Here is a 255-nt window from a genome sequence, read left to right as displayed (position 1 = left end):
CCGAAGATCGCCGCGCTGCCGGCCTGGATGGCCTCGTTGACCCGGGCCTCGAGGGGCAGGACCGCGGCGTGCAGCACCGGATCGGTACGCGCGGCGATCCACAGTTCGAGCGCAGCGTAGAAGAGCGGTCCGGAGAAGGCGTCGAGAAACAGCTCGACGCCGGCCTTGTCGTCAGCCACATGAGCGTCGATCATCTCGGCCAGCCGCTGCTCGACCAGATGCTCGACGGCCGCGACCACCAGTGATTCCTTGGTC

General features: G+C 67.8%; 1 protein-coding gene. It reads right to left on the bottom strand.

From position 1 onward, the window contains the following. Positions 1-239, bottom strand: a 239-nt coding sequence (locus SB717_RS37705) for a hypothetical protein (RefSeq protein ID WP_410908276.1), incomplete at its 3' end; no start/stop codon positions are given. Positions 240-255 lie beyond the last annotated feature (16 nt).

Origin of the sequence: Priestia sp. SIMBA_032, from assembly GCF_046535215.1 — a bacterium.
Classification (GTDB): Bacteria; Bacillota; Bacilli; order Bacillales; family Bacillaceae_H; genus Priestia; species Priestia aryabhattai.
This window is presented reverse-complemented; position numbering and strand designations above follow the sequence as displayed.